We start from the raw sequence: 22,213 nt of genomic DNA, 5'->3' as shown, positions 1-22,213 counted from the left end.
TTAGCCTTGTTGCTTGACTCAATGCGCCCGCTATTCAGTTATTGAGTAGCGGGCGTTGATGATTAAGCGTTGGAGAGAAGTGTATGCACTGGAGTGGCTGGATTATGCTGCTTGCGGTTGGGCTGAGCGGCGGCTGGTGGTTATATCAGCAATATCGGCGTTTGAGTATTGAAGAGCAAACTCGCTATGCAGCACTTGATCCCGATCCTGATCGGGTTGTGCGTGAAAATTTGGATTATACGGTTGGCGATACTCATATTTTATATATTTTTGCGCAACAAAATCAGGCAATTAAGCTGATTCAAGCCCAAAAATATGCTGAGGCCGAGGCAATTTACCAGCGGATTATGCATTATTATCAGAAATTCGATCCAGCTAATCAAGCAAATGTATTAGTTGCTTGGCAACATTATGCAGTTTTGCTGCTTGAACAAGGCGAAATCAGCAAAGCCGAACATCATCTCAACGATATTTTAGCCAAACAAACCGCGTTACTTGGTGCCAATCATGATAATACGCTGAGCACTATTCAAACTTTAGCGCAATGTATGCTTGCTAGCGAACGCTACAGCGAGGCCGAAAGCTATTATCGCCAAATTATTCATAGTTTTGATGATTTAGCCTCAGCTAATGATCTTAAAGGAGAGGTTTTATTTTTTAGCTTAGTAGAGTTTGCAAATTTCCTCGTCGAGCGAAAATCGACGGAAGCATTGTTACAGTATCAACGCTTATTGGAGCTACAAAAAATCTATTTTGCTGATCAGCCGCAGTTTGAATATTATTTAAAAGAGCGTTTAGCATTCACCCAATATGCAGTTATGGATAATCCTGAATTGGCGATCGAACAATATCGTAATTTATTAGCTGAAATTATCAGTAAATATGGCAAGGATAACAAGTATTATCTAAGGACAGGTCATTTCTGCGCTGTAGTGCTTGATGAGACGGGGCAACCTGCCGAAGCCTGTGAACTATTGGAGCAAATTTACCCGCATTTAAATGACCATTTTGCTACCGATGATCCTTTTGTCTATCATGTGGCCTTCAACTATATTACCAGTTTGAGCAATAATCAGCAGCCTGAACCAGCGCTTGTACTTGCCGAAGCATTGATTAAAGAGCTTGGTGAGCAAGATCCACCAAGCCCATGGCTTGAGCATTTTCAGGAACTTCAGCAACAATTGCTTGATCAAAAGGCTCCAACTTCAGCCTAAGCAAACCCTTGCCAAGCCTAAGCCCTTGTGAAATTTGGTGCAACATTGCAGCATTTTTAAAACTCGTTATAATCATGACGCAGTATGTCATAAATCAATGATATACTTCAAACTAAGCAACCAAAAAACCTCTCAAATCAATTCTTAATCTGCGTCAATTGCAAAGGAGCACCTTCGATGGCAGACCTCAGCACGATAACTGTTAGTGATTACATTGCGACCGCCCTGCCGGAACAATTGGCCAGCCAAAGCAGTGGCTTGGAAGATGCAACCTATGCAATTCAATATCTGGTCGACGGAACGGCCTACGCTGTGAGCTACAGCGGTGGTCGCGGCGAAGTTGTCACTGGCACGGTCGAAAATCCTTTAATGACGGTAACGCTTGACGAGCCAACCTGGCGCGGTGTGATTACCGAAGAAACCGCTTCGGCAGATGCAATGGTTAGCCCAGCCAAAATGAGCCCCAGCCGGCTCGAAAAATTGCAAAATCTCAAAGGTAAATTCAATCTTGAATTGACCAAAGCCGATGGCAGCGTGGTCTACTCGACCACCACCTTCAATGGCGTTGATACCCCAGAAGTTACCCTCATGATGAAGGCCGAAGATTACGCCAAAATCCTCAAGGGCGAACTCAATAGCCAAATGGCGTTTATGACCGGCAAACTCAAGTTCAAAGGCGACATGAATTTCCTCATGAAGCTCGGCACACTCATGTAATTGCAGAAGGATGAAGGATGAAGGATAAAGGATGAAATTTTGTTACTTTTTCATCCCTCAACCCTCATCCTTCATCCTTTCTTTGAGGGAGCAACGATGATTTCCTTCTCTCCATCTGAAGAACAAGCCCTGATTGTTGATACACTCAAACGTTTTGCCAAGGATCGCCTGCGCTCGATTTTTCGCGAGGCCGATGAAAATGGCGAATTGCCAGCCGACCTGTTGAACAAGGGCTGGGAATTAGGTTTGGTCGGTTCGTCGATTCCTGAGCAATACGGCGGCTTCGGCGAGTTTTCGGCAGTAACCGGCGCATTGGCATTGGAAGAATTGGCGTGGGGCGATTTGGCGAGTGCTTTGGCCTTGAGCGCGCCCGCCAGTTTTGCGTTTGCAGTTTTGGCTGCTGGCACGGAAGCCCAGCGCGAAGCCCTTTTACCGCAATTTAGTGAAGAACGCTTTGTCAACGCTACCTCGGCCTTGATTGAGCCACGCCTGCAATTCAACCCGCGCAAATTGCAAACCACGGCCACTCGCGATGGCGATGGCTATGTGTTGAATGGGGTCAAAAGCTATGTGCCATTGGCTAGCAGCGCCGAACATTTCTTGATCTACGCTGCGGAAGATGGCCAAACCCAAGCCTTTATTGTGCCCGCCAAAACTGCTGGTCTCAGCGTTGGCGAACGCGAAAAATTGATGGGCGTGCGTGCGCTCGAAGTTGCCCGCGTGACCCTTGATAACGTCAACGTTGCAGCAGATGCCAAACTTGGCGGCGAATCAGGCATCGATTTTGGTCGAGTGTATGCTCGTTCGCAAGTTGCGCTGGCTGCCTTGGCGATTGGGGTTGCGCGTGGAGCCTACGAATATGCGCTCGATTACGCCCGCAATCGCCAAACCTTTGGTGAAGCGATTGGCCAACGTCAATCAATTGCCTTTATGTTGGCCGAAATGCTGGTCGAAATTGATGGCGCGCGCTTGATGGTGTGGGAAGCAGCTTGGAAGCTCGATAACAACCAAGACGTGACCCGCGATGCGCTGATGGCCAAACATAACGCCGACAAAACGGTGTTGATGGTCTGCGACCGCGCCTTGCAAATTCTTGGCGGTCACGGCTACATCCGCGAGTTTCCTGTCGAGTTGTGGCTGCGCAACGCCCGCGGCTTCACCACCTTCGACGGCTTGGCAATGGTCTAGGAAAATATGAAGGATGAAGGATGAGGGATGAATAGCATCATTGAAAGAACGTGATGAGGTGTATGCATCCAAAATCCTTCATGTTCCATCATTGATTTGGTAATGGGCTAGGAAAATATGAAGGATGAATAATTCCAAGGATAATATTTGAACTTCATTGATTAAATATTCATCCTTCATCCCTTATCCTTCATATTTTATTTTTATTCATCCTTCATCCCTCATACCTCATCCTTAAACAACGGAGGTTCTCATGGCGATTGATTTTAAATTATCGGAAAGCATTGATACCCAACGCCAAATGACGCAGATGGTGGCCGAGCAAATGATGCGGCCTGTCTCGCGCCATTTCGATGAGCACGAACACGATATTCCATGGGATTACATCAATGCGATGTGGCCAATTATGCGCCAAAATCCTATGTTTGGGGTGGTCGATAAGCCCGAAACGGCGGTCGACCCCAGCAAGCCTAAAAAGCCCAAAACTGGCAACGTGCGCATGGTGCATTTGATCGAAGCGCTCTCATGGGGCGATGCTGGTATCTATTTGACCACGCCAGGCGGAGCCTTGGGTGGCGCTGCCGTTGCCGCCGCTGGCACAAGCGAGCAAAAAAGCCGTTTCTTGGCCCGCTTCGCCGATAGCGAAACTCCAGTCTGGGGATCGATGGCCATGACCGAGCCGCAAGCTGGCTCGGATACCTCGGCGATTCGTACCACCGCCGTGCGCGATGGCGATTCGTGGATCTTAAATGGCGAAAAGATCTATTGTACTGGTGGCCGTTTGTCGCTCGAAGAATCGCAAGGTTTGGTGGTGGTTTGGGCTACGGTCGATCCCAAGCTTGGCCGCGCTGGCATGAAGGCCTTTGTGGTCGAAGCTGGCACGCCTGGCATGGAAGTAACCAAGCTTGAGCACAAGATGGGGATTCGCGCCAGCGATACCGCTGCCGTGGTCTTTACCGATTGCCGCATTCCGTTCGATAACGTGCTTGGCAATCCTGAAATTCCCAAAGCTGAAGCAACTGCCGCTAGTGCCGACGCTCCCAAGGGCTTCAAAGGCGCAATGAAAACCTTTGATGCAACCCGACCTGCGGTTGCGGCCTCGGCCTTGGGCATTGCCCGCGCTGCATTGGAATTGTTGCGCGAACAATTGACCGCCGCTGGAGTGGCAATTCGCGACGATGTGCCAGTCCACGAGATGAGCGCCGTCGAACGCGATTTGTTGGAGCTAGAAGCCCAACACAAAGCTGCTTGGTTGCTGACGCTCAAGGCTGCTTGGATGATGGATTCAGGCGAAGCCAACACGGTCGAAGCCTCAGCCTGCAAAGTTAAAGCTGGCGAAGCCGCAACCGTGATTACCCAAAAAGCCGTTGAACTCTTGGGGCCATTGGGCTACACCCGCGAACTTTTGGCCGAAAAGTGGATGCGCGATGCTAAGATCAACGACATTTTTGAAGGCACTGGCCAAATCAACCGCTTGATTATTGCCCGCCGGATTTTGGGCTTCTCGTCACGCGAATTGAAATAAACTGCTACTATGGAGCACGCAGTGGCTACGGCTGCTGCGTGCTTTTTTTAGTCTAGCCACGAGGACGTTCATGCAAGCACCAGCAAGTGTCATCAATCACGCCAAAATCCAACAAACCTTTGGGCAAGCCAGTTTTGAGCAATTAGTCCAAGCTACCTATCAAGGCGATCCCTTGGCTGATGAAGTGATTGCTGAATTTGCCCACGCTGGTAGTGCTGCCCGCCACGCCTTGCAAACAGGCTTAACTGATGGACTTGAACAAATCAACGGCGATTTTCCGGCAGTTCGCGCCTTTTTGGCTGCCGCCGAAACCTTGCCTGCCTGGGTTGATGCTGCGAAGTTGGAGCGTGGCGCACAAGCCTATTGCTCGATTGGTGTGCTTTGGCTGACCTTGGCGCTTGGCCCAGGCTCGTTGGTGCATACCTACAGCGCGCCAACAATCGCCGATCTGTTGGTGCAAACTGGCGATCTCGAACACATGGCGACCAAGCGGATCATCGAAACCGGCACGTGGGGCATGGCGATTGCGATTCCTCAAGCCTTACAACGCGGCGGGCTTGGCTATGTGCATAGTTTGCAAGTGCGCTTGTTGCACGCCCAAATTCGTCATTCGTTGCTCAAACGCAATTGGGATACAACCAAAACTGGCTTGCCAATCAATCAATTGGAAATGGTGCGCACATGGCTGGATTTTACCTATGTGCCATTCACCGCGCTGGCCCGCTTTGGCATTGATTTTACGAGCGCCGAATTAGGCGATTTGTATCATCTTTGGCGCTATATTGGCTACTTGCTCGGAATCGATCCCACTATTTATCAAAGTGTCGTTGATCAAGCTTCAGCTGCGCACTTATTAGATTGGGTTGATAGCAGCATGCAACCGCCTAATGCTAGCTCACGCCGCTTGACCGCCGCCATGATTCAAGCGGTCAGCGAGTTGGTCCAACCGCTGATCAATCGTTCGTTTAAATTTTCGTTTGCCTTGGTCACTGCCCTAACTCATCATTTTCATGGTCGGCAACTTTCGCGCCAACTTGGCATCAAACGCTCGTGGATAAGTGCGCTCGTGCCGTTGGTTGTGCTGGCAAATCGTTGGCAACGCCGCAAATTACGCCGCAACCCAAGCGCCTGGCAAGCCCAAATTCAAACCACTGCCAACGATTTTCACGAACGAGTGGTCAATGCTGAGCTGACTGCATATCAAGCAAAAAAAGCTGTTGAAAATCGCTAATCTTCCATGTCACATCTGGCGTTGTTGAACCGTCTTGACTCCAGAACGTTTTTACAAACTGGAGTTTTAGCATGAATAGCCAAAAACCAATGGTTGTGATCGGTGGCGGTTTAGCAGGCCTGACGGCGGCCAATTATCTGGCGCGAGCTGGCAAACAGGTGATCGTGTTGGAGCGGGCCAAAGAATTTGGTGGCCGTGCCCGCACCAATCGCGAAGAGGGCTTTGAGCTGAATTTCGGCCCGCATGCGTTGTATTTGAAGGGTGCTGGCGCGCGGGTCTTGCGCGAGTTAAAGCTCATGCCAACTGGCTCGAAGCCGGTTGCGCCCGATGTGCTGTGGGCTGAGCAGCAGCTTTATCCAACTAACTCGATTAAGGCAGCGCTGACCACATCATTGCTCAGCCGCCGCGCTAAATGGCAATTTTTGCGTACCTTTGCCAAAATCCAATTCATCAAACCAGCCGATTATGCAGATCGCAGTTTTGCCCAATGGATTGAGCAACAAGCCGATGAGCCACGCACCCGTCAATTGTTGGCGATGTTTGGCCGTTTGACCACCTACGGCGCTGCCAATGATTTGCAAAGCGCCGCCGCCACCCTAGAAAATATCAAAACTGGCCTTGCTGGCGTGTTGTATGTTGATCATGGCTGGTTGACGATTGTGCAAGCGTTAGTTGATAATGCGCGCCAGCTTGGCGTTGATTTGCGCACCAGCCAACGGGTTCAAGCCATCCAACCAAACCATGCTGGGGTTAGCATTCAGCTTGCAGATGGCAGCAGCATTCAGGCCGAGGCAGTGGTGTTGGCGGTCACGCCGCAAGCAGCCAACGAGTTGATTGGGTCCAATAGCCAGCTTTTTCAACGTCATTATCAACGGATGCAGCCAGTTACCGCTGCAACCTTGGATTTGGGCTTGCGCCAATTGCCCCAACCAAAGCGCCAATTTTTGTTGGGCGTTGATCAACCGTATTATGCGGTGGCTCACTCACGCTATGCCAAACTCGCGCCGCAGGGCCAAACGATGTTGCATGTGATGAAATATCTCGACCAGCGCCAAGCCAACGATCCCAAGCAAACCCGCGCCGAATTGGAAAGCTTGCTTGATCAATATCAGGCTGGTTGGCGCGATCAGCTGATCACCAGCCGATTTTTGCCTTCAATCACCGTCAGTTATGATCTGCCGCAAACCCAATTTGGTGGTTTGGCTGGGCGCACGCCAGTGGTTTTGGCCGATTGCCCAAATATTTACTTGGCAGGCGATTGGGTTGGCGCAGAAGGTCAGTTGGCCGATGCCAGCTTTGCCAGTGGCTATACTGCGGCCAAAACCATGCTTCAGCATGCGCCCCAAAGCTACATGCGCACTGTAGGAGCCATTGCATGAACCAAATCGAATTATTCGAGAGCTATCGCGGCTATGTATTCGGCATCGCCTATCGCATGCTTGGCAGCGTGATGGATGCAGAAGATTGTTTGCAAGAGGTCTTTTTGCGCTGGCAAAGCCATGCCGAGGCCGTCGAAAACCCACGGGCTTGGCTGGCAACCGTGGCCACGCGTTGGTGTCTCGATCAGCTGAACACGGCGCGCCATCAACGCGAGCAATACATTGGCGAATGGCTGCCCGAGCCATTGATTACGCCAGCGCCAAGCAGCGAGCTTGAGCAAGCAGAATCGCTATCGACGGCATTTTTGGTGCTGCTAGAGCGGCTTTCGCCAGCGGAGCGCGCAGTTTTTTTGCTGCACAAAGTTTTTGGCTACGAATATAGCGAAATTGGCGAAATTGTGGGCAAAAGTGCTGCTGCATGTCGCCAACTTGGCCATCGCGCAGCAGAGCATGTGGCGCAAGCCCGCCCACGCTTCAAGGTGGAGCCAAGCGTTCAGCAACGGCTTAGCACGCAATTTTTGCAAAGTTGTGCCACTGGCGACTTAAATAGCTTGATGAGTTTGCTGGCTGAAGATGTGGTGTTGCGCAGCGATGGCGGCGGCGTGGTGCAAGCAGCGCGCAATCCAATTTATGGGCCATCGGCGGTTGGGCGCTTCTTGCTGGGCGTGCTGCCAAAATTGCCAGTAAATAGTATCTTCGAGCCACGCATGATCAACGGTCAACCTGGGTTTGTCGCAATGGTCGATGGCCACGCCAGCGGCACATTAATCTTAGATCTGCTTGATCAACAGATTGGTGGAATTTACATTATGCTCAATCCGCATAAATTGCAGCATCTTTCGCAATAGAATTTCATCATTATGAAGATCCCCTCACCCCAACCCTCGCCCGTGGCGCGGGGTTGGGGCTTTAACACCGTAGTTCTCCTCCAATTCCTTGGTGAAAAAGAGTCGGCTCCCCCCTCGCCCGCGTGCAGTGGAAGAGGGGGCTAGCTTTCAAGGGTCGGTGTTAAGATCCCCTCTCCCCAACCCCTCTCCCACGCGGCGGGGTTGGGGCTTTAACACCGTAGTTCTCCTCCAATTCCTTGGTGAAAAAGAGTCGGCTCCCCCTCGCCCACGTGTAGTGGGAGAGGGGGCTGGGGGGTGAGGGCATGCAGTAAATTGTTATTTGCCTTGAGCGCGATATTGATTGCTGCGCAGATACTGATTGAAGGTTTCGAACTCGGCCAAATACATTTTGCGCAACAACCCGGGCGATAGTAGTCGCTCGATCAATCCCATCAAGCCAGGTTTAGCTTCGGCGCGGGTGTGCAAGGTCAGTTTCGAGCGATCTTCGCCATTGGGCGTGACTGTAAAGGTTGTAATAATCCCCGAATCATAATCGGTTTCAACCAAAACGCTGCCTGGGCTTGGCTCGGTTACGTGCATGCGCATGGTCTGTTTGCGCCCAAAAGCCTCTGTTTCGGTCACAAAAATCGTGCCTTTGCCAATGCCACCTTGCTCGACGGTGAGACTTTTAAAATATTTTTTTGGCACAATATGCGGATGCCCATCGCGATAATCGGCAATAATTTGATACACCGTCTCGGCTGGGGCTTCAATATCTCCGCTAATTTCAAAGATTAATGGTTTCATAAGTGCGAGCTCCTCGCTAAAGTATGATTAATGGTTAGCACAGATCACGCTAGCAATCAGCAATCATTAACGGTCAGCGATTGTGCGATCTGTAACAAATGGTTTGACTGCTATTCTACGGCGAAATATGGTACGATACTAGCTACTAAAGACCGACATTGATTGTGTGCAGCCGCACAAAGGAGTTGCGATGCAAATTATCCAAGCGGGCTTGGATGAACTTGAGCGCATTGTGCCATTATTTGATGGCTATCGCCAATTTTACCGTCAAGCCAGCGATCGTGCTGCCGCGCGCGCTTTTTTGCACGATCGGCTGAGCAAGAGTGAATCGATCATCTTTTTGGCGCAAACTCCTGAAGCTGGCTTAGGTTTCTGTCAACTGTACCCTAGTTTTTCCTCGGTTTCAATGCAACGGCTTTGGATTTTGAACGATCTGTTTGTGGCTGAGTATGCGCGGGGCCAAGGTGTGGCTTCGGGTTTGCTGAATGCAGCGCGCGATTGGGCGATTAGCACCAAGAGCAAAGGCCTTGTGCTCGAAACCGAAGTTACGAATGTACAGGCACAACGCCTCTACGAGCAGCATGGCTGGCAAAAAACTGTTGATGAATACTTCTATTCATTGAGTGTTTAAGCGCGCTCAATCGTTGGCAAAGCAACTGGAATTTAAAGTGGCTATGGTACAATAAACGCATTGACTCGCAACGATGCGGGTCAATCCTCATTGTGGAGGAATTGAACTCACCATGGTAGAAAAGTCTATGCCAACGATTGATGACATTTATGCTGCGGCCCATGTTTTAGGCCCAATTATCACCCAAACTCCACTCTTGCCAGCAGAACAACTGAGCCAAGAACTTGGCGGCCAAATTATTTACAAAGCTGAAAATACCCAACGCGCCGGGTCATTCAAAGTGCGCGGCGCGTATACCAAAATCAATTCGCTGACGGCTGAGGAAAAAGCCCACGGCGTAATTACCCACTCAGCAGGCAATCATGCCCAAGGCGTGGCCTTGGCTGCCCAATTAAATGGGATCAAAGCCACCGTGGTCATGCCCGAGTTTGCGCCATTGGCCAAAATTACCTCAGCCCAACGCATGGGCGCAGAAGTGATATTGCATGGCGCATCGTTTGATGATGCTGGCGCGCATGCCCGTGAATTGCAAGCCAAAACTGGCGCGACCTATGTGCATGCCTTTGATGATCCGTTTACGATTGCTGGCCAAGGCACACTTGGCCTAGAAATTGCCGATATATTGCCTGACCAAGGTGGAACCGTGGTTGTGCCGATTGGCGGCGGCGGAATGATGGCTGGAATTGCGCTGGCCTTGCGTTCGTTGCGCCCCAATGTGCGCTTAATCGGCGTTCAAGCCGCAGGCTGCCCTTCGATGATCGCCTCGCAACAAGCGGGCAAGCCGGTGGCCGTGCCCCATGCAGCGACAATCTGCGATGGGATTGCGGTCAAACGCCCAGGCGAACTGACGCTGCCGATTATTACTCAATTGGTTGACGATATTGTGACCGTTGATGATGATGCTGCGGCGCGCGCTTTAGTCCATGTGTTGCAATATAGCCGCATGGTCGTTGAAGGCGCGGGAGCGGTTGGCGTGGCGGCACTGCTCGAAGGCGCAATTCGCTTGCGCCCGAATGAACCAACCTTGGTGGTGCTGAGCGGTGGCAACATCGATGGCAATTTCCTAGCGCGGATTATTGAACAGGTTTTGGTCAAACAAGGCCGCTATTTGCGGGTTCGCACCAGCGTTCCTGATCGTCCGGGAAATCTTGCTCCCGTGGTGAATGCGATTGCCCAAGCTGGCGCGAATGTGATCGACATTAACCATCGGCGGGCGGTTTGGCAACTACCGCTTGATCGGGTGGGAATTGAGATGATTCTCGAAGTGCGCGATGAAGCGCATGGCCAATCTATCATTGACATGTTGGAAACACACGGCTATCACATCGAGCGTTTTGGCCAACGTGTGTGGCCGGTGTAATCGATGGTTGATGCGCTTCGCATGAACTGTCTACGGTAGGGCTTATGCCAATTCGAATGATTGCAACCGATATTGACCTTACCCTGCTTGATGATCGCGGCCAATTGCCCCCGACCAATATCGAGGCGTTGGCCTTAGCCGCTCGTCAAGGGATTCGCGTGGTTTTAGCCACTGCCCGTCGCCGTGAAGCTGCCCAAGAAATTGCCCACCGTTTGCATATTCCAACCGCGCTGGTTTGCCATAATGGCGCACGTGTTTGGGATGAACGTGGGCGGGAGATTGCTCATCACACGATTGATTTAGAGTTGGCTCAGCGCATTGCCGCCATGGCTGATAAGCGCAGCCTGCCGATTGTATTTACGATTGATGAAACGAATTTTGTCACCGCGCAAGCAGCGAATTTAGTTGGTTCGCGCACTGTATCTACGCCCGTTTCGTCACTCGAATTAATCGTGCGGCTGGCTCCTACGCGCATTTTATGCCATGGCGAGTTGGCAACCCGCGCCGTCGATGAAATTTTGGGCCGCAACTCACAATTAAAGCAATTTCGCTATTTGCGCAGCAGCGGCGAGGTCTATTCAACTGTTATTTCACACAATGATGCTACCAAAGAACGCGCTTTGGAACATCTCTGCACAACCTGGGGCATTCAACAAAGCGAAGTGCTAGCCATTGGCGATGCCGATGCTGATGTGGGCATGTTGCGCTGGGCCGGAGTTGGGGTTTCATTAACTGGCAGTATGCAGCAAGCGATCGAGGCCGCCGATTGGGTTGCACCTTCGGCGCGCTTTGGTGGGGTTGCGGTTGCGGTGCATCGCTATGTGTTGCAACATCAAAATGTGCGTTCCTAAGGTAAGGATTTATGCAAAAGCTATTAATTGGTTCCAATAATGCCCATAAAGTTGGCGAGTTACGGGCAATTTTCAGTGGTTTGCCGTTCGAGTTGTTGACTTTGGCTGAGGCAGGCATCGATTATGAGGTTGATGAAACAGGCACGACCTTTGTGGAAAATGCGCAGCTCAAGGCCGAAACCTATGCCCAAATGAGTGGTTTGCCGACCTTGGCCGATGATTCTGGCCTCGAAGTGGCGGCGCTCGATGGCAAACCTGGCATTTACACCGCACGCTGGGCCTTGCCCGACCAAAACAATCCACATCGGGCCTATGCGCGGGTGTTGGAAGAACTCAAGGGCAAGCCGTTTCATGATCGCATTGCGCGCTTTGTGTGTGTGATTGCGATTGCATGGCCCGGCCAGCCAACCGAGGTTGTCGAGGGGATTTTGCCCGGCGTAATTGCCGAAGCGCCACGCGGGATCGGCGGCTTTGGCTATGATCCGGTGTTTTATCTCTTGGATTACGATAAGCATTTGGCTGAACTCGACCCTGAGGAAAAGAATCGGATTAGTCATCGCGGCCAAGCCTGTGCGCTCGCCCGTGGGGTGTTGGAGCGGCTGGCACAGATAGAACAGAGAGCATAGAACATAGAACATAAAACATAGCGACTTAGGCTTTTGGCTTTTGGAACCGCAGGCTTCATATGCTTTGCGGTTTCAGTTTTTAAGCGGCGTAATGATGGCTAAAGTTGAAGGATGAAGGATGAGGGATGAAGCTAGTAGACCATAGGGCTTCGTGTCCTTCGTGCGCTTCGTGGATCACATTCTTAACGCAGAGGCGCAGAGAATGCATGGCTATGGGCTATGGGAACATAATCTGTGGTTATCTGTGGCAATCTGTGGCTAAAATAAAAGGATGAAGGCTAAAAGCCGATAGCCATTTACCCTTCGTGCGCTTCGTAGATCAAAATAGCTTCGTGGTTTCGTTTTACCAAATCGAATACCATGTAATTTTCATTTTTCTTAATCCTAAGACCGTTTTTGCCGAATGGGCATGCGAACCTTCAGTTTGCGTTGGCTAGAAATTTGACAACGTTATATAACGATGATATGATTCGTTATATAACGTTCAATATTAAGGAGGATGCATGCAATACATCGATCAGCAGGAGATGCTACGTTTTGCGCAATGGCTTGTGCGACGTGAAGATGGGAGCCTTGCTGCGCTTACCCTGCTCAAATCAGTCCAGTCCAAATCGCCGCTCATGGGTGTCCGGCTTAGCGAGGCAATGACGGCAGTGAGCGAGGAGACCCGCGTGGCGTTGCAGCGAGAGTTCTCGACAGAGGAGCGGGCGATGCTGCTTGGAATAACGGGCATTGATCCGAAGGACATTGCATGGCGGCCACTATCTACAGCCGAGCGCCAACGCAAACGCCATGAGGCGCTAGATGATGCAGCCCAAGCACTAGGTTTTAAAACGTGGTCGCGGTTCGAGACGGCAGTGATCAATGGCTCGGCCAAAATTACAGTCCGGATGGGGATGTCGCGAGACTAATTGCCGAGTATTAGTCGGCAGGTCGCTGTCAATATAGCACTATTGCAGTTATAGGTATCAGGGTAGGAATAATGGGTATCTGAAACCAGTACCTTACTAAAACTCATTCCTTGAGTGCAGCCAATTCTCCTGCTGAAGGGCCAGCAGTACGGCAAAATGTTCCTTTGATCAACTCCGTACTTTTCATTTTTTAACCCATTTAACCCACGAAGGACACGAAACATAATGCTTCGTGTCCTTCGTGGATCAACAATCAACCTTTGTTCTATGCTCTAAACTGCAACTTCCTCTTCGCGGCGGAATTGGCTCATATACAAATCATAGTATGCGCCGCGTTGTCCCAAGAGTTCGGTATGCGTGCCGCGCTCAATTACAGCACCATCTTTGAGCATCAGTACCAAATCGGCGTTGCGAATGGTGCTCAAACGGTGGGCAATTACAAAGCTGGTTCGGCCTTGGAGCAAGCTATCGAAGGCTTGTTGAATCAAGCGCTCGGTTCGGGTATCGACGCTCGATGTCGCTTCATCCAAAATCAAAATGCGTGGATTGGCTAGCGCCGCGCGCGCAATCGAGATCAGTTGGCGTTGACCTTGGCTCAAGCCGCCGCCACGTTCGCCAAGCACGGTTTGGTAGCCATTGGCCAAGCGTTCGATAAAGTCGTGCGCCGAAGCCAACTGGGCTGCTGCAATCACTTCGTCGTCGCTGGCATCAAGCCGCCCATAACGAATGTTGTTCATCACGGTATCGGAGAACAAGAACGAATCTTGCAACACGATGCCAATTTGGCGGCGCAAGCTAGCAGCCGTTACATCGCGCACATCAATCCCATCGATCTTAACCGTGCCACTGGTTACATCGTAGAAGCGAGGCAGCAAGTTGATGATCGTGGTTTTGCCTGCGCCAGTTGGCCCAACAATGGCCACGGTCTGGCCTGGCTCGGCGCTAAAGCTCACGCCACGCAAGACTGGTTGACCTTTGGTGTATTCAGCTTTAGCATCGATCAACTCGACTTTGCCAACGATTTCCGGCATTTCGCGCGCATCGGGCTTGTCGGTGACATCGGGCATTTCATCGAGCAAATTGAAAATGCGCTCGCCGCCAGCAATTGCATTTTGCACGTTGGTCCACATTACGGCAATTTGCTGAATTGGTTGGTTGAAGCGTTGGACATATTGCAAAAAGGCAAAAACCAAGCCCAACGAAATTGCGCTTGAGCCAAAAAGCGGCTTATCGCGCAACACTGAAAGCCCACCAACCACCACCACAATCGCAATTGCCACATAGCCCAAGGCTTCGAGCACTGGGTTGAGCGCGCTGGTGAAGGTTGCAGCCCGCACGTTGGCATCGCGATTGGCCGCGTTGGTACGCACAAATTGAGCGATACTTTCTTCTTCGCGATTGAAGGCCTGCACTTCGCGCGCGCCAGCAATGCTTTCTTGCAAGCCAGCATTGACGCTACCCATTTGTTGGCGGGTTTTGCGGAAGGCTTTGCGCGCTTGGCCAGAGAAATAGAAGGTTGCAATTGCCATAAATGGCACAACGCTTAAACTCAACAAGGCATATTGCAGATTTTCCTGCATCATTTTGATTGCGACCCAGCCAATTAGCAAGATCCCGCCAAGCACGTTGAGCAAGGCAAAACCCAGCATCTGCTGAATCGTATCGGTATCGCTGGTGATGCGGCTCATAATATTGCCAGCTTCGTTGCGAGTGTAAAAACCCAGCGACAAGCGATGAATTTGGGCAAACAAGTCTTCGCGCATTTGACGTAATGCATGTTGGCCCGACCAGTTCATGGCATAAAACGCCATGCCCTGCAAAATCGATGCGCCGATGAAGATGCCACACAACAGCAACACCAAACTGCCAAGCCCGCTCAAGCGATCGGCACTGCTAATTTCAGTGGTAATCGTGTCGAACCAGCAAGCACTTGGATTGGGCAACAAATAGCAATCGATCGATTGGCCAATTAAATCGGGCGTAGCTACCTGCGCCCAAGTGCCAATGATGATAAACACAATTGCCAAAGCAAAGCCAAACCATTTTTTGCGAAAGTAATGGCCAAACCGCGCCAGAGTTGCGCCCAACCGTTGGGGTTTTTCGGTTTCGGCTTCTAATAAGTGGCGGGGGCCGCCTAATCCACCCATCATAGCGCTAGGCCTCCTCAACGCTTGAGGCTTCAAGCGCTGCAATGTCGGCATCGCCGACCAGTTGAGAATTGTAAATTTCGGCGTAAACGGCGCTGGTTTCCATTAATTCTTCATGGTTGCCACGCGCCACCACTTGGCCTTTTTCCAGCACCAAAATTTGGTCTGCATTCAGCACCGTGCTAATCCGTTGGGCAATCACGACGCTGGTGCGGCCTTGCATCAATTGATCAAGCGCCTTTTGGATGCGATATTCAGTCATCAAGTCGACGCTGCTGGTCGAATCATCCAAAATCAACAAGCGTGGATTGAGCAACAAGGCCCGTGCAATTGCAATCCGTTGCTTTTGCCCACCAGACAAGGTTGTGCCACGTTCGCCGACCGAGGTATCGTAGCCTTGAGCAAAGGTCATAATAAAATCGTGCGCCGAAGCAGCTTTGGCCGCAGCTTCAACTTCTTCGATCGTTGCCTCAGGTCGTCCAAAAGCGATGTTATCGCGAATTGAGCCGCTAAACAGGTTGGTTTCTTGTAGCACAATCCCAATTTGCGAGCGCAAACTATCGAGTTTTACATCGCGAATATCATAGCCATCGATCAACACCGCGCCATCGCTGACATCGTAGAAGCGTGGTAACAAGTTGATGATCGTCGATTTGCCGCTGCCAGTTGCGCCCAGCAAGGCGATGGTTTGGCCTGGCTTGGCCTCAAAGCTGACATCACGCAATACTGGATCGCTGCTGCCAAAGTAGCGGAAGGTCACATTGCGAAATTCAACTGTGCCTTCAATCGCTGGCAATTCTTTGGCCTCAGGCTTGTCGGTAATTTCGCTCTTGGCATCGAGAATTTCGAAAATGCGCGTGGCCGAAGCTCCAGCCTGCGCCATCAGCGAGATAATAAAACCAAGCTGGCCCAAGGGAAAGAACACATAGACCAAATACAAGCTAAATTTTTGGTATTCGCCAAGATCAAGAGTGCCGCCCAAAATTTGGCGACCGCCAAAATAGAGAATTCCCGCTTGGCCAAGCTGCGCCACCAAGAAGATCACCGGAAACAAAAACGAGAAAACGCGGCTAATCCGCAGTTGTTGCGCCATCAAATCGGTTGCGGCCACATCAAAGCGTTTGGCTTCAAATGGCTCGCGCGTAAACGCTTTGACAACTTTGATCCCAGCCAAGTTTTCTTGCAAAACTGTATTGAGTGCCGAAAGTTTGCGTTGCACAACGCCAAACAAGGGTTGGCTGACCTTGCCAAAGATCATAAACATGACCATGGCGACAGGCAGCAAGGGCACAACGACCAAGGCAAGCTGCCAATTGGTGAAGAACAAAATCACCAACGCTCCAACCAAGAGCAACAACGCTTGGGCAGTTAAAATCAAACCTTGGGCGATGAAGGTTCGCACTTTCTCCACATCATCGGTGGCACGAATCATCAATTGACCAGTTTGATTTTGGTCGTAATAGGAAAACGATAAGCGTTGCACGCGGGCAAAAATCTGGTTGCGCAAATCAAACGCCACGCCTTGCGAGGTTTTTTCGGCCATATAGGCTTGCACAAACGAGAAAATGCCACGGATAAAGGCGAAGGCCACAATAATCAAAGCGGCATTAATCAACAACGATTCACCATTGGTTTGGGCAAGCCGTAGTTGCTCGATCGTTGTGCCAGCTTGTTGGGCTGCGCCAGCTTGCATTGGCTCAGGCACTTGCTTGAAAATGATGCGCGCAATTGAGCCATCGGTTACCGCGTCGATCATGTTTTGCACCAACTGCGGCACTGCCAATTGGGCCAAGGTTGCGAGCGCTAAGGCCACATACGCCAGAATTGCCGATGTACGTTGGGCACCAAGGTAGGCGATCGCACGCCCAAGCCCCCCCGATCCACCGCCAGCTTTCTGTCCACGCTGTGCTTGGGGTTTTCCCATTTGTGCTTGCACGTTGCACATCCTTACAATTTCAATTAGTTAGTTGAACTAACAAATTGTACGTCAAGTTTTTAAAAGATCAATCATACTCTAGTACGAGAACATGAATTGGATGTTGATCCACAAAGCGCACGAAGAATACGAAGGACGAGAAACCACGAAGAACACGAAGCGCGCGAAGTTAGGTTTTTGGCCACAGATTGACACAGATTCGCTCAGATTATTAATGTCTAAAAGCCAATAGCTAATAGCCACAAACACGAAACCACGAAGAGCGCGAAGTTAGGTTTTGGCTTTAGCCCAATCCCCGACCCCAACAACCGATCCTCTTTAACCATGACTTTCCCGAAAATATTCTGATAGCCTATAGCCCATAGCCTAATGCCTCAACCCCTCAATCCTATGTTCTTTGCTCTATGCTCTATGCGCTTAATTTCATCTATTTTCTGCGGCAGGCTTGCACTATAATAGAGGTGTGAGGTGTGTTGTGCATCACTGATAGGATTACGCCGATGGGAATTCCACGCCATATTCCACTCCCAGTTACACCGCTGCTTGGTCGCATTCAGGAAATGGCTCAGCTTGAGCAACTTTTGCCCGATCCCACGATTCGTTTGGTTACTTTGGCCGGGCCTGGTGGCGCAGGCAAAACCCGCTTAGCGCTTGAGGCAGGCCGCACCGTCTGTGAGCAGTTTGCCGATGGCGCGTTATTTGTCAGTTTGGCACACGTCTACGATGTTGATTTAGTTTTGCCAACCCTCGCCCAAGCCTTCAATATTAGTCGCTTGGGCAACCAATCGCTCTTGGCCAGCGTTGGGGCGTGGTTGGCCGAACAAGAATTATTGTTGATTTTAGATAATTTGGAACAGGTGATTGACGTTACCTCGTTGTTGGTGCAGTTGTTGGCCTTGGCTCCCAAATTAACCATCTTGGCCACCAGCCGCGAGGTGCTGAATGTGCAGGGGGAATACCGCTTGCCCGTGCCGCCGCTCAGCTTGCCACCGAGCAGCCAACCCATGGCGATTGAACAATTAAGCGAATTTAGCGCCACCCGCCTGTTTATCGAACGCGCCAAAGCTGCGCGTCCGCATATTCCGCTGAATGCCAACGATGCTCAAAGTATCGCCACCATTTGTCAGCGCCTCGATGGCCTGCCCTTGGCGATTGAGTTGGTCGCGGCCTATACCAAAGTTTTTACGCCGCAAGAATTATTAAATCGTTTCAGCTATAGCCTCGATGTGCCCGTTGGCGGCGCACGCGATCTGCCTAATCGCCAGCAAACTCTGCGCCAATGCATCGATTGGAGTTACCAACGCCTGACCGCTGAGGAACAAACGGTTTTTTGCTATCTTAGTGTGCTGGTGAGCAGTTGGACAATGGCCGCCGTCGAGCAGATGTGCGCTGACCAAGCCAACGTTGTAGCCACAGTCTTAGCCTTGGTTAACAAAAGCTTGGTGGTCGAGCAAATCACGCACGATGGCCAAACCCGTTTTACGATGTTGCAAACGATCGCCGAATTTGCCCGTGAACAAGCAGTGCTGCGCGAAGATTTTCAGACGATCTGTCAACGCCATGCCCGCTATTATTTGCAGATGGTTGCCCAAGCAGCGCCCCATTTGCGCGATCAGCAACAAGCCCATTGGTTGCGCCAACTCGATGCAGAGCAGGGCAATATTTACGCCGCCTTACAATGGACACTTGATCACGCAGTGGCTGAATCGATCGAGCTGTTTCCATCAATCAATTTGTGGATTACCTATCGCCGCCGCCATGGCGATGTTTGGTGGATCGAGCGCATGCTTGAGGCCAGCAGCACAATTCGCTCTGGCGCACGAGTTGAAACGCTCTCGACCGCTGGCTGGTTTATTCTCAATCAAGGCTTGTTTGCCCAAGCAGAAACAATTTTTGAGCAAGCGCTGAGCCTCGCCCGCGATTTGCAAATTCCCATGAGCATTGGCTTGGCGCTGCATGGCGTTGGCGAAATTGCCTATCATCGCGGCGATTATGCCCAAGCCATCACGCTCTACGAAGAAAGTGTGCAAATTTTCGAGCAGCTTGATGATCATAATGAATTGGCTTGGTCGCTGGATCATTTGGGTCGGGCCTGTATTCAACAAGGCCAATGGAAACGCGCCGCACTGCTATTTGCACGAGCGCATCAGCTTTTTTCGCGCTTAGGCCATTTGTGGGGCGATGCGTTTGCGCTCAATCACTGCGGTATCGTCGCTGCCGCCCAGCAAGATTATGATCAAGCGCAGCAATTTATCGAAGCCAGCATTGCGATTGCCGAGCAATTGCACGACCCATGGCATCGCGCCGAGGGCTTGCATCAATTAGGCTTAATTGCGCTGGCTCGTCAGCAGCACGATCAAGCATTAACCTCGCTCTACGAGAGCTTTAATCTGCGCCGCCAACATCAATTATTACCAATGATCGCCAGTTCGTTGGAAGCCTTGGCGCGTGTGGCTCAAGCCCAACAACATTGGTCGTGGGCAGTGCAATTGAGCAGCCGGGCCGATACGCTGCGCTTGCAAAGTGGCGAGCCAATGCCAGCCACCGAGCAGCGTATTCAACAACACTTGTTGGATGAAGCCAAACGCTTGCTTGGCGAGCAGCAATATCAGCACGATTGGGAGCAGGGCCAGCAACTTGAGCTTGATATGGTAACCTTGCGCCAGCCAACTACCCAACATCCCACGCCATTATTGACCAAGCGCGAACACGAATTGCTTACATTGATTGCTCAAGGCAAAAGCAATAGCGAAATTGCGCTCGAATTGGTGCTTAGCCCGTTTACCGTCAACAACCATTTGCGAGCAATTTATCGCAAGCTTGGCGTTTCGACCCGTAGCGCGGCGGCCTATATTGCCCGCGAACGCGGCTTGCTCGAAAGCCTCGAACCACGAGTCTAGGCCCCGATCAGCAACTGGCTGTTCTCGGATTATAATAGGGCTTGAACCCGTTACGAGCCTATTTGAGGATAGCAACGCAATGCGAGTATTACTTGTTGGAGCCGGCGGACGTGAACATGCTTTGGCATGGAAAATCGCCCAATCGCCTTTATGCGAACACCTGTGGATCGTCCCTGGTAATCCCGGCACGGCAACGCTTGGTACAAATGTCGATTTAGCCGCAGACGATGCTGCGGGAATTGTGGGTTTAGCAACCCGCGAACAGATAGATTTAGTGGTTGTTGGGCCAGAAGCGCCCTTGGTCGAAGGCTTGGGCGAAGTCTGCGATGCGGTTGATTTGGCGATGTTTGGGCCTTCGTCCGAGGCGGCGCAACTTGAGGGCAGCAAAGCCTTCGCCAAAATGATTATGCTTGAGGCTGGCGTGCCAACCGCCGCCGCCCATACCTTCGATGATCCCGCCGCCGCGATTGCCTTTGTTGAAGCCGAGCAACAAGCGTGGGTGGTTAAGGCTGATGGCTTGGCTGCTGGCAAGGGCGTAATCGTACCTGCTGCTGGCGATGTCGCCGCCACGATCAGCGCAATTCGTGAATTGGTGGCGACGAATGCAGGCAACCGCTTGGTGTTGGAAGAAATCTTAACTGGCCCCGAAGTGTCGCTTTTGGCCCTGTGCGATGGCGAACGAGCACTACCGCTGATTGCCGCCCAAGATCACAAGCGCATCGGCGATAACGATACTGGCGGCAATACTGGCGGCATGGGAGCATACGCGCCAGCCCCAATTTTGCCCTACGCCGAAGCCCAAGCTTTGGTCGATGTGATTTTCACACCAGTATTGCGCACCATGGCTGCGCGCAATATTCCCTATCGTGGCGTGTTGTACGCTGGTTTGATGCTCACACCTAACGGCGTAAAAGTTATCGAATTTAATGCCCGTTTTGGCGACCCCGAAACCCAAGCCCTGCTACCCTTGCTCAAAAGTGATTTGCTCGAACTGCTGCATAAAGTTGCCACCAGCAATTTGGCCGATGTCAGCATCGAGTGGCACGACGGCGCGGCGGTGTGTGTGGTGCTTTCAGCTGCAGGCTATCCCGCTAAACCCCGCACTGGCGATGTCATTACTGGTTTGGATCGCTTGCCCAGTGATGTTTTGGCTTTCCAAGCTGGTACGGCAACCAACGCTCAAGGCGATTTGGTAACCGCAGGCGGACGGGTTTTGGGCATCACCGCAGTTGCTCCAAGTTTGCAGGAAGCCCGCGATAAAGCCTACGCCGCAAGCGAATTGGTGGAGTTTGCTGGCAAATATCAACGCAGCGACATCGCCGCACGGGGGTTAGCAGAATGATGCGGCTTGCTGTGATGGTCTCGGGCAGTGGCTCGAATTTACAAGCCTTGATCGATGCCCAAAAAGCTCAGCACCTCAACGCCACGATCAATGTGGTGATTTGCGACCAGCCCAAAGCTCAAGCAATCAGCCGCACTTTGGCCGCCCGCATTCCCGTGATTTGCGTGCCATTGGCCAAAAAAGCCAACCGCGAGCAATGGGCCGAGCAAATTAGCCAATTATTGGCGGCCTTTACGCCCGATTTGATTGTGATGGCTGGCTGGATGAAGGTAATGCCAGCTTCGTTTGTTGAGCGTTGGACTCCCAACATCATCAATCAGCACCCAGCTTTGTTGCCCGACGACGGCGGCGAATGCTACACGCTCAGCGATGGCCGCCAAATTCCGGCGATTCGCGGGGCGCATGCAGTGCGCGATGCCTTGGCCTTGGGCGTGCCAGTCACTGGTTGTACGGTGCACCAAATTACTCCAATCGTTGATGTTGGCCCAGTTTTGGCCCAAGTTGAAGTAGCTGTCTTGCCCGATGATGACCAAGCCAGCTTACATGAACGCATCAAACAAGCTGAACGACGAATTTTAGTTGAAGTAATTAACAATCTAGCGCAAACTGTTGCCTAAATTC

Annotated in this window: 18 protein-coding genes; 15 read left to right on the top strand and 3 right to left on the bottom strand. The window is 51.4% G+C overall.

Annotation, left to right across the window (positions count from 1 at the left end):
• Positions 1–83 precede the first annotated feature (83 nt).
• From C5S61_RS12060 to C5S61_RS12030, 7 genes are all read left to right on the top strand, one after another.
• Complete coding sequence (locus C5S61_RS12060; protein ID WP_110515305.1) at positions 84–1,214, top strand: tetratricopeptide repeat protein; 1,131 nt, start codon at positions 84–86, stop codon at positions 1,212–1,214.
• 177 nt (positions 1,215–1,391) lie between these two features.
• A complete protein-coding gene (locus C5S61_RS27090) occupies positions 1,392–1,931 on the top strand; it encodes an SCP2 sterol-binding domain-containing protein (RefSeq protein ID WP_205701389.1) in 540 nt (179 codons plus the stop codon).
• 96 nt (positions 1,932–2,027) lie between these two features.
• On the top strand, positions 2,028–3,119 hold the full coding sequence (locus C5S61_RS12050) for an acyl-CoA dehydrogenase family protein (RefSeq protein WP_110515304.1): 1,092 nt from the start codon (positions 2,028–2,030) through the stop codon (positions 3,117–3,119).
• A gap of 253 nt (positions 3,120–3,372) precedes the next feature.
• On the top strand, positions 3,373–4,644 hold the full coding sequence (locus C5S61_RS12045; protein ID WP_110515303.1) for an acyl-CoA dehydrogenase family protein: 1,272 nt from the start codon (positions 3,373–3,375) through the stop codon (positions 4,642–4,644).
• Positions 4,645–4,714: 70 nt separating this feature from the next.
• Positions 4,715–5,875 (top strand): oxygenase MpaB family protein, encoded by a 1,161-nt coding sequence (locus tag C5S61_RS12040; RefSeq protein ID WP_110515302.1) that lies wholly within the window; start codon positions 4,715–4,717, stop codon positions 5,873–5,875.
• A gap of 71 nt (positions 5,876–5,946) precedes the next feature.
• Positions 5,947–7,254 (top strand): phytoene desaturase family protein, encoded by a 1,308-nt coding sequence (locus C5S61_RS12035; RefSeq protein WP_110515301.1) that lies wholly within the window; start codon positions 5,947–5,949, stop codon positions 7,252–7,254.
• Positions 7,251–8,102: a sigma-70 family RNA polymerase sigma factor gene (locus tag C5S61_RS12030; RefSeq protein ID WP_110515300.1), complete on the top strand. Its 852-nt coding sequence runs from the start codon at positions 7,251–7,253 to the stop codon at positions 8,100–8,102. Before C5S61_RS12035 ends, C5S61_RS12030 begins: the two co-directional genes overlap by 4 nt.
• Positions 8,103–8,417: 315 nt before the next feature.
• Here the strand turns inward: C5S61_RS12030 and C5S61_RS12025 are convergent, their stop codons facing one another.
• Positions 8,418–8,888, bottom strand: coding sequence for an SRPBCC family protein (locus C5S61_RS12025; RefSeq protein WP_110515299.1), 471 nt, complete (start codon positions 8,886–8,888; stop codon positions 8,418–8,420).
• 190 nt (positions 8,889–9,078) lie between these two features.
• Between C5S61_RS12025 and C5S61_RS12020 the strand changes: the two genes are divergently transcribed.
• From C5S61_RS12020 to C5S61_RS12000, 5 genes are all read left to right on the top strand, one after another.
• Complete coding sequence (locus tag C5S61_RS12020; RefSeq protein WP_110515298.1) at positions 9,079–9,519, top strand: GNAT family N-acetyltransferase; 441 nt, start codon at positions 9,079–9,081, stop codon at positions 9,517–9,519.
• Between the two features lie 127 nt (positions 9,520–9,646).
• Positions 9,647–10,879 (top strand): threonine ammonia-lyase, encoded by a 1,233-nt coding sequence (gene ilvA / locus C5S61_RS12015; protein ID WP_164689402.1) that lies wholly within the window; start codon positions 9,647–9,649, stop codon positions 10,877–10,879.
• Positions 10,880–10,923: 44 nt separating this feature from the next.
• Positions 10,924–11,730 (top strand): HAD family hydrolase, encoded by an 807-nt coding sequence (locus C5S61_RS12010; protein ID WP_110515296.1) that lies wholly within the window; start codon positions 10,924–10,926, stop codon positions 11,728–11,730.
• Between the two features lie 11 nt (positions 11,731–11,741).
• The gene (rdgB, locus tag C5S61_RS12005) at positions 11,742–12,356 is read left to right on the top strand and encodes an RdgB/HAM1 family non-canonical purine NTP pyrophosphatase (RefSeq protein ID WP_110515295.1); all 615 of its coding nucleotides are present in this window, start codon (positions 11,742–11,744) and stop codon (positions 12,354–12,356) included.
• 503 nt (positions 12,357–12,859) lie between these two features.
• Positions 12,860–13,267 (top strand): hypothetical protein, encoded by a 408-nt coding sequence (locus C5S61_RS12000; RefSeq protein ID WP_110515294.1) that lies wholly within the window; start codon positions 12,860–12,862, stop codon positions 13,265–13,267.
• Positions 13,268–13,539: 272 nt separating this feature from the next.
• Here the strand turns inward: C5S61_RS12000 and C5S61_RS11995 are convergent, their stop codons facing one another.
• Positions 13,540–15,417 (bottom strand): ABC transporter ATP-binding protein, encoded by a 1,878-nt coding sequence (locus C5S61_RS11995; protein WP_110515293.1) that lies wholly within the window; start codon positions 15,415–15,417, stop codon positions 13,540–13,542.
• A gap of 4 nt (positions 15,418–15,421) precedes the next feature.
• On the bottom strand, positions 15,422–17,359 hold the full coding sequence (locus C5S61_RS11990) for an ABC transporter ATP-binding protein (RefSeq protein WP_276309106.1): 1,938 nt from the start codon (positions 17,357–17,359) through the stop codon (positions 15,422–15,424).
• A gap of 491 nt (positions 17,360–17,850) precedes the next feature.
• Here C5S61_RS11990 and C5S61_RS11985 point away from each other — a divergent pair, with 491 nt between their 5' ends.
• The 3 genes from C5S61_RS11985 (at position 17,851) to purN (ending at position 22,209) form a co-directional block, all read left to right on the top strand.
• Positions 17,851–20,250 (top strand): tetratricopeptide repeat protein, encoded by a 2,400-nt coding sequence (locus tag C5S61_RS11985; protein WP_110515292.1) that lies wholly within the window; start codon positions 17,851–17,853, stop codon positions 20,248–20,250.
• A gap of 79 nt (positions 20,251–20,329) precedes the next feature.
• A complete protein-coding gene (purD, locus tag C5S61_RS11980) occupies positions 20,330–21,592 on the top strand; it encodes a phosphoribosylamine--glycine ligase (RefSeq protein WP_110515291.1) in 1,263 nt (420 codons plus the stop codon).
• Complete coding sequence (gene purN / locus C5S61_RS11975) at positions 21,589–22,209, top strand: phosphoribosylglycinamide formyltransferase (RefSeq protein WP_110515290.1); 621 nt, start codon at positions 21,589–21,591, stop codon at positions 22,207–22,209. Before purD ends, purN begins: the two co-directional genes overlap by 4 nt.
• Positions 22,210–22,213: the final 4 nt, after the last annotated feature.

Source organism: Herpetosiphon llansteffanensis, assembly GCF_003205875.1.
GTDB lineage: Bacteria > Chloroflexota > Chloroflexia > Chloroflexales > Herpetosiphonaceae > Herpetosiphon > Herpetosiphon llansteffanensis.
This window is presented reverse-complemented; position numbering and strand designations above follow the sequence as displayed.

Excerpts from the sequence above, each read along its gene's own strand:
- C5S61_RS12060 (WP_110515305.1), top strand. The coding sequence starts at position 84 with ATGCACTGGAGTGGCTGGATTATGCTGCTTGCGGTTGGGCTGAGCGGC.
- C5S61_RS27090 (WP_205701389.1), top strand. The coding sequence starts at position 1,392 with ATGGCAGACCTCAGCACGATAACTGTTAGTGATTACATTGCGACCGCC.
- C5S61_RS12050 (WP_110515304.1), top strand. The coding sequence starts at position 2,028 with ATGATTTCCTTCTCTCCATCTGAAGAACAAGCCCTGATTGTTGATACA.
- C5S61_RS12045 (WP_110515303.1), top strand. The coding sequence starts at position 3,373 with ATGGCGATTGATTTTAAATTATCGGAAAGCATTGATACCCAACGCCAA.
- C5S61_RS12040 (WP_110515302.1), top strand. The coding sequence starts at position 4,715 with ATGCAAGCACCAGCAAGTGTCATCAATCACGCCAAAATCCAACAAACC.
- C5S61_RS12035 (WP_110515301.1), top strand. The coding sequence starts at position 5,947 with ATGAATAGCCAAAAACCAATGGTTGTGATCGGTGGCGGTTTAGCAGGC.
- C5S61_RS12030 (WP_110515300.1), top strand. The coding sequence starts at position 7,251 with ATGAACCAAATCGAATTATTCGAGAGCTATCGCGGCTATGTATTCGGC.
- C5S61_RS12025 (WP_110515299.1), bottom strand. The coding sequence starts at position 8,888 with ATGAAACCATTAATCTTTGAAATTAGCGGAGATATTGAAGCCCCAGCC.
- C5S61_RS12020 (WP_110515298.1), top strand. The coding sequence starts at position 9,079 with ATGCAAATTATCCAAGCGGGCTTGGATGAACTTGAGCGCATTGTGCCA.
- ilvA (WP_164689402.1), top strand. The coding sequence starts at position 9,647 with ATGCCAACGATTGATGACATTTATGCTGCGGCCCATGTTTTAGGCCCA.
- C5S61_RS12010 (WP_110515296.1), top strand. The coding sequence starts at position 10,924 with ATGCCAATTCGAATGATTGCAACCGATATTGACCTTACCCTGCTTGAT.
- rdgB (WP_110515295.1), top strand. The coding sequence starts at position 11,742 with ATGCAAAAGCTATTAATTGGTTCCAATAATGCCCATAAAGTTGGCGAG.
- C5S61_RS12000 (WP_110515294.1), top strand. The coding sequence starts at position 12,860 with ATGCAATACATCGATCAGCAGGAGATGCTACGTTTTGCGCAATGGCTT.
- C5S61_RS11995 (WP_110515293.1), bottom strand. The coding sequence starts at position 15,417 with ATGATGGGTGGATTAGGCGGCCCCCGCCACTTATTAGAAGCCGAAACC.
- C5S61_RS11990 (WP_276309106.1), bottom strand. The coding sequence starts at position 17,359 with ATGTGCAACGTGCAAGCACAAATGGGAAAACCCCAAGCACAGCGTGGA.
- C5S61_RS11985 (WP_110515292.1), top strand. The coding sequence starts at position 17,851 with ATGGGAATTCCACGCCATATTCCACTCCCAGTTACACCGCTGCTTGGT.
- purD (WP_110515291.1), top strand. The coding sequence starts at position 20,330 with ATGCGAGTATTACTTGTTGGAGCCGGCGGACGTGAACATGCTTTGGCA.
- purN (WP_110515290.1), top strand. The coding sequence starts at position 21,589 with ATGATGCGGCTTGCTGTGATGGTCTCGGGCAGTGGCTCGAATTTACAA.